The sequence below is a fragment of the Paraburkholderia sp. MPAMCS5 genome (genome assembly GCF_036016995.1).
Lineage (GTDB): Bacteria > Pseudomonadota > Gammaproteobacteria > Burkholderiales > Burkholderiaceae > Paraburkholderia.
In genome coordinates this window covers 101772-113068 of the sequence record NZ_JAYXBK010000017.1, presented here as the reverse complement: position 1 = coordinate 113068, position 11297 = coordinate 101772, and the positions used below count along the sequence as shown (strand labels likewise).

Sequence of the window (11297 nt, the reverse complement as noted above, 5' to 3'; positions counted from 1 at the left end):
TCAGGAGCCGACCGAGGGCCGCGTGCTGCTCGACGGCAAGCCGCTACTTTCTGTGGCGCCGAACAAGCGCAACATCGGCATGGTGTTCCAGCGCTATACGTTGTTTCCGCATTTGACGGTCGGGCAAAACGTGGCTTTCCCGTTGCGCGTGCGCCGTCGTCCCGAGGCGGAAATCAAAAAGAAGGTCGAGCAGATGCTCGCGCTGGTTCATCTGTCGGAGTTCCGCGACCGCATGCCCGCGCAGTTGTCCGGCGGTCAGCAGCAACGCGTGGCGATTGCGCGCGCGCTCGCATACGATCCGCCCGTGCTGCTGATGGACGAGCCGTTGTCCGCGCTCGACAAGAAGCTGCGCGAGGAAATCCAGCTCGAGTTGCGCCGCATCCATCAGGAAACGGGCGTGACGATTCTCTATGTGACGCACGATCAGGAAGAGGCGCTGCGACTGTCGGACCGCATCGCCGTCTTCAACAAGGGCTGCATCGAGCAGTGCGGGACCGGCGAGGAACTCTATGGCAATCCGAGTTCGCGCTTCGTGGCCAACTTCATCGGCAATTCGAATTTTCTGCCGGTGCGCATCACGGCGCGCGACGCGGCGCAATCGAGCGCCGTCTTTCCGAGCGGCCATCAGGTCGCGGCCGCGCCGAATGCCGCGGTGCCCGCGGGCGGTGACGGCACGCTGATGGTTCGCCCCGAACAGATGCGCATTCGCGCGCTCGCCGCGGCGAAAGACACGGCGGGCTTGCCCGTGACGGTGCGCGACATCACGTATCTCGGCGACGCCATGCACTATTCGGTGACGACGCCGTGGGAACAGGACCTGTCGGTGCGGATGCCGGCCGGCGACCATCGCGACAGTGGGATCGTCATCGGCACGCAGGCGTGGGTCGATTGGGATTCGCGCGATGTGCGGCTGTTCGCGCAGGCTTGACGGACCGCGCAATGCAAGAACCGCCTTCGTCTTTGAAAATCGAGCGCCGCACGACCACGCTCAGGGAACTCGCGCTCGAGAAAATGCGCAGTGCCATTTTCGACGCGCGCTTCCAGCCGGGCGACCGGCTGGTCGAGCGGACCTTGTGTGAGGAGCTGGGCGTGAGCCGCACGGTGGTGCGCGAGGTGCTGCGCCATCTGGAGACGGAAGGGCTCGTCGATAGCCTGCCCAATCAGGGGCCGATCGTTGCCGTGCTCGATCTGGAAACGGCGACCGAGATCTACGAAATTCGCGGCTTGCTGGAAGGCGAGGCGGCGCGCGCCTGTGCCCAGTTCGCCGACGAACGCACCATCGCGGACCTGGAAGCGTCAATCGATACGATCCGGAGCGCATTCCACGACCGCGACCATCGCGCCGTGCGCGCACGCACGGCGGCCTTTTACGAGCGCATGTTCACCGCTGGGCACAAGCATGTCGCGTGGGAGATCGTGCAGTCGCTGACCGCGCGAATCAACCGCTTGCGAGCGCTGACCATCGCGTCCGACGACCGCGGCAGCCAGGCGGTTCAGGAAATGCGTCAGATTCTGGCCGCAATACAGGCAGGCGATGCCGACGCCGCTCGCCGCGCGGCCATCGCGCACGTCAGCCGCGTGGCGGACATCGCCCGGAATCTGCTGATCGAAGGACAAGCCGGCTTGCTCCTGAAACGCGCCGGATAACGATTCGCGCGCGGGCCACCGCTCGCGCAACACCTCTTTTTCCACCTCTTTAGGAACATCCATGGAATTGGCAAAGCAGCTAAAGGACTCGCTATTGTTTCGGCAACAGGCCTACCTTGCTGGCGAATGGCAGAATGCTTCGAACACCGAAACATTCGAGGTTACCGATCCCGCAACAGGCGAACGGGTCGGCAGTGTCCCGCTGATGGGCGCGATCGAGACCCGTCAGGCCATCGACGCGGCCAACGCGGCCTGGCCCGCGTGGCGCAAGAGGACCGCGAAAGAGCGGGGCGCGATTCTGCGCAAATGGCACGACCTGATGATGCAGAGCGCCGACGACCTCGCGCTGATCCTGTCGACGGAGCAAGGCAAATCGCTCGCCGAGGCGAAGGGCGAAATCGCCTATGCGGCGTCTTTTCTCGAATGGTTCGCCGAGGAAGGCAAGCGCGTGTATGGCGACACCATTCCGACGCCCGCGAGCGACAAGCGGATTGTCGTGGTGAAGGAACCGGTGGGTGTGTGCGCCGCGATCACGCCGTGGAATTTTCCGGCCGCGATGATCACGCGCAAGGTCGGCCCCGCGCTCGCCGCCGGCTGCACGATTGTCGTGAAGCCTGCGGAGGCCACGCCGTTTTCGGCGCTGGCGCTGGCCGTGCTCGCCGAGCGCGCGGGCGTGCCGTCCGGCGTGTTCAGCGTGGTGACGGGCGATCCGAAGGCGATTGGCGCGGAGCTGACGTCGAACCCCGTCGTGCGCAAGCTCTCGTTCACCGGTTCGACGCAGGTGGGCCGCCTGCTGATGAGCCAGTGCGCGCCGACGGTCAAGAAGGTATCGCTGGAACTCGGCGGCAACGCGCCGTTCATCGTGTTCGACGACGCGGATCTCGACGCGGCCGTGCAAGGCGCGATCGCATCGAAATATCGCAACAGCGGGCAAACGTGCGTCTGCACGAACCGCTTCTATGTACATGACGCCGTCTACGACGCGTTCGCGGACAAGCTCGCGGAGGCCGTCAGCCGGTTGAAGGTCGGACGCGGCACCGAGCCCGATGTCACGCAAGGCCCGCTCATCAACGAGGCGGCCGTGCAGAAGGTCGAGACGCACATCGAGGACGCGCTCGCGAAGGGCGCATCCGTCATGACGGGCGGCAAGCGTCATGCGCTCGGCCACGGCTTTTTCGAGCCGACCGTGCTGCGCGACGTCACTGCGGCGATGAAGTTCGCGAAGGAAGAAACCTTCGGCCCGCTCGCGCCGCTCTTCCGCTTCACGAGCGACGAGGAAGTGATCCGCTTCGCGAACGACACCGAGTTCGGTCTCGCGGCTTACTTCTTTAGCCGCGACATCGGCCGCGTCTGGAAGGTCGCGGAAGCGCTGGAGTACGGAATGGTCGGCGTGAACACGGGGCTGATCTCGAACGAGGTCGCGCCGTTCGGCGGCGTGAAGCAGTCGGGCATGGGGCGCGAAGGCTCGCACTACGGCATCGACGATTACGTCGTCATCAAATATCTCTGCATGGCCGTTTGATCAGGCCATGTAAAAAGGCGGCTCGTTCAACGACGAGCCGCCTCATGATCGCAGTGAGATTTACTCGGACGCGGCGGCGCTGGCCGGAGAGCGGCGCGACGAACCGCGCGGGGAACGGGAAGCGTCGTCGGGTGCGAGCAGATAGTAGGCGAGCGCTGTCGCAACGAGGCCGATCATCCAGGAGACGTCCGCACCGCCGGCAATCGCCGACAGAGGACCGTGGAAGAAGCTCTCTTCCATGAACGGAACCTGGACCACGATACCGAACACGTAAAGCGCGATGGCTTTGACATTGAACGAGCCATACAGACCCGTGCCGTTGCCGACAATTTCCGCCACCACGTAACGCCGTTTGTTGATCAGATAGAAGTCGACGAGATTGATCGCCACCCAGGGCGCGAGCACGATGCGCATCGCGAAGATCGCGTTCAGGAAGATCGCGATGAAGTTGCTCGAAGCCCACAACGCCGTGGCCGTGGAAGCAACCAGCAGAACCGTCGAGACGACTATCCGCACGGTGCGGCCCGGCACCCAGTCGGGGCGGAACGTCTGCGCGGCTGTGATGAACGACAGCACGCCGCCATACAGATTCATGCCGTTATGGCCGATGATGTTGACGAGAAACAGGAAGATCAGCACGTAGCCGAACATGCCTGTCTGCGTGAGGACGGCCTGCATCGCGTCGTTCGCCTGACCGGCGCTCACCGCCAGCACGCCGAACAGAAACGCGAAGATCGTGCCGAGCGAGGTGCCGAAGTACGTGAACGCGAACGTCTTCGCGAAGCCCGTGGAGACGGGCATGTAGCGCGAATAATCGGAGGTGTACGGCGCGAAGCTGATCTGCCACACCGCGCACAGTCCGAACATCGCGAACCAGTTCGCCAGATCGAAATGACCTTGCCGGAGGGTGTGAGCATCGAGGCCCGGCGCCAGCAGGATCATGCCGACCACCAGCGCGCCGCCCATGAACCACGCGCCCACCTTATTGAAGCGATGAATGAAGTGATAGCCGAGCACGCCGACCAGTGTCGCGAGAACCGCGCCGAGCACCGTGCCGACCGTCACCGGAATCGCGGGCGCCGCCGTGTGCAGCGTCTTGCCCGCGAGGATGATGTTCGACACGAAGAATCCCAGATAGATCAGCGTGGTGAAGCCGACCACCAGCAGCGAACCATATCGGCCGAATTGCGCGCGGCTTTGAATCATCTGCGGCACGCCGACGAGCGGCCCTTGCGCGGACGTGAGCGCATGGAAAATAGCGCCGAAAAACTGCCCCGCGACGATGGCGAGCACGGCGCTCGCCAGGTCCAGGTGAAACACCAGCACGGAGGTGGCGCCGGAAATCACAGCCAGCGGCGCGACGTTCGTGCAGAACCACAAGGTGAACAGATCGACCGGTTTGCCGTGTCGATTCTGCGGGGCGACATAGTCGATCGAGTTGCTTTCGATGGTCAGAACGCTGTTATCGTTCGCCTGCTTTGTCATAGTGTCTCCAACTTGATTATCAGGCCACGTCCGCCAGCGGCGCGCGCGAGCGAGGCGCGGCGGCGTGGCGAGGCGCAGCCTCGAAGGCGTTTGAACCGGTGTGGGAATCGGGCGCGGCTTTCGGGCGCGGCTTCGGTACGCCGGGCACGCCCGGCGCTCAGCGCATCACGAAGGGATCGCTGATCGGCTCGTCGGACGTGCGCAGCCAGACCGACTTTGTGGTCGTGTATTCGAGCGCCGCCGCGAATCCTCCCTCGCGGCCGTGGCCCGAGAGTCCGAAGCCGCCGAACGGCACGAGAGGCGAGACCGCCCGATAGGTGTTGATCCAGACGATCCCCGAGCGAACGCGCTTCGACACGCGATGCGCGCGCGTGAGGTTGGTCGTGAAAATGCCCGCGGCGAGGCCGTAGACGGTGCTGTTGGCTTTGTCGATGGCTTCCTGTTCGGTGGTGAAGGTGTCCACCGAGAGCACCGGGCCGAAGAGTTCCGTCGCGATGCTCTCCGCGTTCTCCACGCCCGTGCAGTCGAGAATGGTCGGCGCGTAATAGTAGCCGTCGCGCTCCAGCGCTTGCGCGCCCGCGAGTACTTTCGCGCCCTGGCTCACCGAACGCGCGACCACCGATTCGATGTTGCGAAGCTGACGTTCGGTGCACAACGGACCGTATTCCGTTTCCATCTCGTTTGGCGAGCCGACGCGAATGCGCGCAACGCGTTCGACCAGCAGCGCGAGGAATTCGTCCTTCACCGAAGCCTCGATCAGCAACCGCGAACCGGCGACGCAACTCTGGCCGCTCGCCGCGAAGATGGCCGCCACCTGCGCGTTGACCGCGCTCTGGATGTCGGCATCGGCGAAGACAATGAACGGCGATTTGCCGCCCAGTTCCAGCGAAACCCTGGCCAGATTGTTCGCCGTGTTCCTGACGATGTGGCGCGCGGTTTCCGGACCGCCCGTGAAGGCGACCTTGTCCACCGCGGGATGGCCGCTCAGCACCGCGCCGCATTCCGGACCGAAGCCCGTAATGACATTGACGACGCCCGCCGGAAAACCCGCCTCGTGCACAAGGCGCGCGAATTCCAGCAGCGGGCCCGGTGCTTCCTCGGAGGCCTTGAGCACGATGGTGCAGCCGGCGGCGAGCGCCGGGCCGACCTTGACCGCCGAGAGAAACAACTGGCTATTCCACGGAACAATCGCGGCGACCACGCCCACGGGCTGCCGGTCGAGCCAGACCTGCATGTCGGGCTTGTCGACGGGAAGATGGCTTCCCTCGATCTTGTCGGCGATGCCGGCGTAGTAGCGGTAGTACTCCGCCACGTAGGCAATCTGGCTGGACGTTTCCCGGATGATCTTGCCCGTATCGTTCGTTTCAATTTCAGCGAGCCGCGGCGCAGCTTTTTCAACGAGATCGGCGAGTCGGTACAGCAGCTTGCCTCGTGCCGACGCGCTCAGGCCGGCCCACGCGGGATCGGTCAGCGCGCGGCTCGCCGCTTGCACGGCGCGGTTGACCTCGCCGGTGCGGGCTTCGGGCATCTGTGCCCACACCTTGCCCGTGGCCGGATTCACGCTTGCGAACGTCGCGGCGCCGGCCTCGAACTGTCCGTCGATATACAACTGAAAATGAAAGCTCATGGATTCGGTCCCTTACTTGAACGCGGGCATCACGTCGTTGATCATTCGTTCGAGAGAAGCCTTCTTGCGTTCGAAGCTCATGCCGGTATCGATCCAGAAGGAATACTCGTCGAAGCCGAGTGCTTCGTATGCCTTAAGACGCGCGATCACTTCATCCGGCGTGCCGATCACGTTGTTCCTGCGCATCGCGTCCGGCGTATAGAACGGATGAGCGGCGATTTCTTCTTTGGTCAACGACTTGATCATGCCGCGGCTGACCGGACGCTCGTTCTTGAACCACGCGCCGAAGTAGTTGTAGAACACGTTCACTTCCTCGGCCGCGACCTGCGCGTCGGCTTCGCTGCCGGCCACGTAGGTGTGGCGCAGCAGCATGATCTGCGGACGCGGCACGTGGCTGAATTTCTCGCAGGCGGCGTTGAAATGGCCGACGAGTTTCTCGACCTCTTCGTCGCCGAAGTGCAGCGGCGTGACCTGCACGTTGCAGCCGTTCGCCACGGCGAATTCGTGGCTGTTCGGATCGCGCGCGGCCACCCAGATCGGCGGATGCGGCTCCTGAAGCGGCAGCGGCGACGACGTGCTCGACGGGAACTTCCAGAACTCGCCTTCGTGCGCGTAATCGCCTTCCCACAGTTTTTTCACGGCGGGAATGAGTTCGCGCATTCTCTGGCCGGCGCCCCATGCATCGAGACCGGGCATCAGACGTTCGTATTCGAACGAGTACGCGCCGCGCGCAATCCCGAGTTCGAGGCGGCCGCCCGTGATGATGTCGGTCATCGCGGCTTCGCCGGCCAGCTTGATCGGATGCCAGAACGGCGCGATGACCGTGCCGGTGCCGAGCCTGACGTGTTCAGTCTTGTTCGCGAGGTCCACGAGGTTAAGGAACGGATTGGGCGCGATCGTGAAATCCATGCCGTGATGCTCGCCGGTCCAGACCGCGTGCATGCCGCCGCGATCGGCGATCTGGCACAGTTCGACCATCTCCTCGTAGAGCTGTTTCTGGCTGGTCTGATCGGAGACGCGCTCCATGTGAACGAAAAGCGAAAAACGCATAGTGAGACCTTTCAGGAAAGAAGCGGGCGGACCGTGCCGTTGCTGTGGTCGCCGTAGTACATGCCGTAGCTCTTCAACTGGCTCTCCTTGCGGTAGCGCTGAAGCATGCTGGCGAGCGCGCCGTCCTGGAACGCATCCGGCTCGATGTCGTCGAGGCTCACGAATTCGCCCGACACGGCCGCCTCGTCGGGCGCGCTGCAAAGAAACGAAATGTACTGGTAATGGGTTTCGGTGTTGTTGTACGCCGAGTAGATGAAGCTCGCCGATGCCTCCGGCTGGTACTTCGTGAAGATCTCGCCGAGCGCCTTGTCGGCGCCTTCCTTGCCGATCTCCTTCGAAGGCAGACTCCATTTGTTGTCCGCGGTTCGGGTGAGCAGCACCTTGTCGTCACGCGCGATGATCGCGCTCACGATCACCTTCGGCCCGGCGATCACTTCGGCCGATACCCTGGCGGGCGTGAAATAGCCGCCGCGGTAATAGCCGAGGCCCGCATAGCCCGCCGAGTGGAACGCCTCGACCTTGCCGATGATGAGCGCGTGGTCGCCCGCGTCGATCACCGCGTGCGTGGTGCAGTCGAACCACGCGCTGACGTCGCCGATCAGCGGGTTACGGTTCTCGCTCAGATGCCAGCCGACCTGCGCGAAACGATCGTCGCTGGGCCGCGCGAAGGTGTTGGACAAATCCTTCTGGCCTTCCGCGAGAATGTTGATGGCGAAGTGTCCTGTCGTCGAAAACGTTTGATAGTTGCCCGACGTCTTCGCGATGCTCACCAGCAGCAACGCGGGGTCGAGCGAAACGGACGAGAACGAGTTCGCGGTGAAGCCGAGCGGCTTGCCGTCGTCGGTGGACGTGGTCACGATCGTGACGCCGGTCATGAAGGCGCCGAATGCGTCGCGCAACTCGCGGATGTTCATTTTGGCCGTGTCCTCGCTCATATCACACCTCCAGCTTCATGGTTTCGGGCAGCGGTTGCGTGTTCAACCAGGCGCGCAGCGCCCGATTGACCTGCTCGGGCGCGGTCAGGTTCACCATGTGGCGCTCGTTGTCGATCACGACGGCGTGGCCGTTGCAAGCCGCTTGCGCCATCTGTCTGGCCATGTCAGGCGTCGAGTTCGGATCGTCGGAACCGGTCAGGACGAGGGCAGGGCAGGCAATCGTTTGCCAGCCGTCGGCATAGACTTCATCGCCTTTCGCGAAAGCCGTGTAAGCCGTCGCGTAACCCGCGAGATCGACCGATTTCAACCAGGACTCGACCTTGCGCGCGGCCTTGCGCTGCGCTTCCTCGGCATTGAACCAGCGTTTGAGCGGCGTCTCGACGTCGATGGTGCCCGAGCGCAGTTCGGCCGCGCGTTGCAACACGGCATCGCGAGCCTGCGACGTTCGACGATAGACACCGTTCAGGGCCGCCACGCGCTTGACCAGATCGAGGCGCGTGACCGCGACGCCTCCTGCGATCAACGCACCCATCGAATGACCCGCGAGATTGACCGGGCCTGCGTCGAGCGCTTCGATGAATTCGATCGCCCACGCCACGAACTGCGCGAGCCCGGCGTTCGCGTCCAGCGCGGTGCTCGCGCCGTGCCCCGGCATATCGACGGAAATCACCCGGAACTCAGGCGACAGGTCGTCGATTTGCGGATACCACGCCAGTGCCTGCATGCCCACGCCGTGGATCAGGACCAGCGGCTCGCCGGTTCCCTGCTCCAGATAGTGCGCGACGCGATTATTTGACAGCTGCAGGATTGTTGAGATCATTTCCGAGTTCTGCGAGATCTTTATAACGATCGCCAATGCGGTGATGCGGACGGCCGCCGGTCGCGCCGCCGATGGCGATCACCAGTTCGTCGGCCGCCGGTGCATCGGGGATCGCGAACTGGAGCGTCAGGTAATGCGAACGGCGGCCTTCGTCGTTCTTGTCCATCATCGGAATCAGCAGCGGCGAATTCGCCGGGCCGCGCGTGTTGTTGAACGCCAGATACGACTTGGCGCCGACCGCCGAGCGATAGGTGTTGCCGAAGTGCAGCGTGTGGATCAGCGCGGACGCATGCTCCAGCTCGCCGGCGAGCCCGACGATGGCGCTCTTGCCGAAGGCTTCGATCGCTTCGCCCGAACCGGCTTCATCGAGGATGAGCTTCGTCAGGTGCTCGCTGAGTTGCGGCGCGAGCGCGCGAATTTCCGGCGACAGGTCTTCCACATAGCCGCGCCCGGCCCACGGGTTCTTGATGATTGCCGCCGCGCCGATCATCTTCAGCGGCTTCGCCGCGGCTTTGTCGCCATCCACGAAGACGTTTTCGACATGGAGGATGGATTTGCGAATCAGGCTCATTGCACAAGGTCCCAGGGTCACGTTGATGATGTGAAGCATTTTGGTATGCCATAGTACGGCGTACCATCCGCGTTAACCCTATTCGAATCGCGTGGCCCACGCGGGACGGCCCATCCACGTTGGGAAAATTGCATGTCTTCGCGGCGGCGTGCCGAGTTCGCCGATGACCCGATCGATGCCTGAAAAGAGCCGCCCGCGGGCCGAAGCCTCGGGGAAAATCGCGGGAATGCGGCTTGCTGCGGCTCAGCATCGATTGCCACTCGATGAATGAACAACCCGGACTGAACATGCACCCGTCTTTGCGCGCCGCTGCACGATCGTGCAATGGCATCTCACTCAGGTTCGACTCCGCTGAACGCGGCGCATGCTGACGATACTGCTCACAGCCGTCGTCACGCTCGTTGTCGTGCTCGTGATCGCCAATCTGTCGACCGGCGAAAAGAAGATCGAGCACAAAATCGAGCGCCTATACGGCAGCCACGATCCTCAGTTCCTTCGCTCGATGGGGCTGTTGCTCGGGCCGCCCGTCGTCTGCGGAAACCGTTTCGAGGTACTGATCAACGGCGACGAGATCTTTCCGGCGATGCTCGAAGGCATTACGAGCGCGCGGAAAACCATCACCTTCGAAACGTTCATCTACTGGTCGGGCGCAATCGGCGAGCGGTTCGCGACCGCACTGTCGGGCAAGGCGCGGGCCGGCGTCTCAGTGCATGTGCTGCTCGACTGGGTCGGCTCGCAGAAGATGGACAAACGCTATTTGCGCATGCTGAAGGAGGCCGGCGCGGAGGTGGTCCAGTTCCACAAGCCGCACTGGACCGGGCTGGGTCGCATGAACGACCGCACGCACCGCAAGCTGCTCGTGATCGACGGGCGGATCGGCTTTACGGGCGGAGTGGGCATCGCGCAGGAATGGACGGGGCACGCTCAGGACGACAAGCACTGGCGCGATACGCATTTTCGCGTGACGGGCCCCGTCGTCGGCCATATGCAGGCGGTTTTCATGGACAACTGGATTCGGGCAACCGGCAACGTATTGCATGGCGCGGACTATTTTCCCGAGCCGGTTGAAGAAGGAGAAGGGCGCGCTCACATGTTCAGCAGCTCGCCGGCGGGCGGCAGCGACGACATGCAACTGATGTATCTGATGGCGATTACTTCCGCCACGCGCTCGATTCGTCTCGCGAGCGCCTATTTCGTGCCCGACAAGTTGACCGTCAACGCGATCGTCGAGGCGGTGAAGCGCGGCGTCGTCGTGCAGATCATCACGCCCGGCAAGCACATCGACACGCACACGGTGCGAGACGCGTCGCGCGCGTGCTGGAGGCCTTTGCTCGAAGCCGGCGTGCAGATGCACGAGTATCAGCCGACGATGTTCCACGTCAAGCTGCTCATTGTGGACGAATACCTGGTGTCGGTCGGTTCCACGAATTTCGATTCGCGCTCGTTCAAGCTCAACGACGAAGCGAATCTCAATCTGTACGACGAGGCGTTCGCGGCTCGTCAGACCCGGATTTTCGCCGACGACCTTGCGAAGTCGAAACGCGTGACGCTCGAAGACTGGAAGCGGCGTCCGTGGGTCGAGAAGCTGGTGGATCGCGTGGTGTCGCTGCTCGATCCGCAGCTTTGACGCGCACCGGCTT

10 protein-coding genes are annotated in these 11297 nt (G+C 63.4%); 4 read left to right on the top strand and 6 right to left on the bottom strand.

Annotated elements, in window-relative coordinates; all coding sequences use genetic code 11:
• The 3 genes from VOM14_RS27295 to gabD all read left to right on the top strand — a co-directional run.
• A partial coding sequence (locus VOM14_RS27295; RefSeq protein WP_327631848.1) for an ABC transporter ATP-binding protein occupies nt 1–928 on the top strand: 928 nt, incomplete at its 5' end.
• Nucleotides 929–939: 11 nt separating this feature from the next.
• The gene (locus VOM14_RS27290; RefSeq protein ID WP_327631847.1) at nt 940–1647 is read left to right on the top strand and encodes a GntR family transcriptional regulator; all 708 of its coding nucleotides are present in this window, start codon (nt 940–942) and stop codon (nt 1645–1647) included.
• Nucleotides 1648–1708: 61 nt separating this feature from the next.
• Nucleotides 1709–3169: an NADP-dependent succinate-semialdehyde dehydrogenase gene (gene gabD, locus VOM14_RS27285; protein WP_327631846.1), complete on the top strand. Its 1461-nt coding sequence runs from the start codon at nt 1709–1711 to the stop codon at nt 3167–3169.
• Nucleotides 3170–3229: 60 nt separating this feature from the next.
• Here gabD and VOM14_RS27280 read toward each other — a convergent pair whose 3' ends face one another.
• The 6 genes from VOM14_RS27280 to VOM14_RS27255 form a co-directional block, all read right to left on the bottom strand.
• Nucleotides 3230–4654 carry a purine-cytosine permease family protein gene (locus tag VOM14_RS27280; RefSeq protein WP_327631845.1) on the bottom strand — a complete coding sequence of 475 codons (1425 nt, stop codon included), beginning with the start codon at nt 4652–4654 and terminating at the stop codon, nt 3230–3232.
• A 157-nt stretch (nt 4655–4811) separates the two neighbouring features.
• Entirely contained in the window at nt 4812–6281 is a 1470-nt protein-coding gene (locus VOM14_RS27275; RefSeq protein WP_327631844.1) for an aldehyde dehydrogenase, read from the bottom strand.
• Between the two features lie 12 nt (nt 6282–6293).
• Entirely contained in the window at nt 6294–7331 is a 1038-nt protein-coding gene (locus VOM14_RS27270; protein WP_327631843.1) for an LLM class flavin-dependent oxidoreductase, read from the bottom strand.
• Nucleotides 7332–7342: 11 nt separating this feature from the next.
• Nucleotides 7343–8266, bottom strand: a complete 924-nt coding sequence (locus VOM14_RS27265) for a flavin reductase (protein ID WP_327631842.1) — start codon at nt 8264–8266, stop codon at nt 7343–7345.
• Nucleotide 8267: 1 nt separating this feature from the next.
• Entirely contained in the window at nt 8268–9086 is an 819-nt protein-coding gene (locus VOM14_RS27260; protein WP_327631841.1) for an alpha/beta fold hydrolase, read from the bottom strand.
• Complete coding sequence (locus tag VOM14_RS27255) at nt 9055–9657, bottom strand: amino acid synthesis family protein (protein ID WP_327631853.1); 603 nt, start codon at nt 9655–9657, stop codon at nt 9055–9057. Before VOM14_RS27255 ends, VOM14_RS27260 begins: the two co-directional genes overlap by 32 nt.
• A gap of 364 nt (nt 9658–10021) precedes the next feature.
• Between VOM14_RS27255 and cls the strand changes: the two genes are divergently transcribed.
• The gene (cls, locus tag VOM14_RS27250) at nt 10022–11284 is read left to right on the top strand and encodes a cardiolipin synthase (RefSeq protein WP_327631840.1); all 1263 of its coding nucleotides are present in this window, start codon (nt 10022–10024) and stop codon (nt 11282–11284) included.
• Nucleotides 11285–11297: the final 13 nt, after the last annotated feature.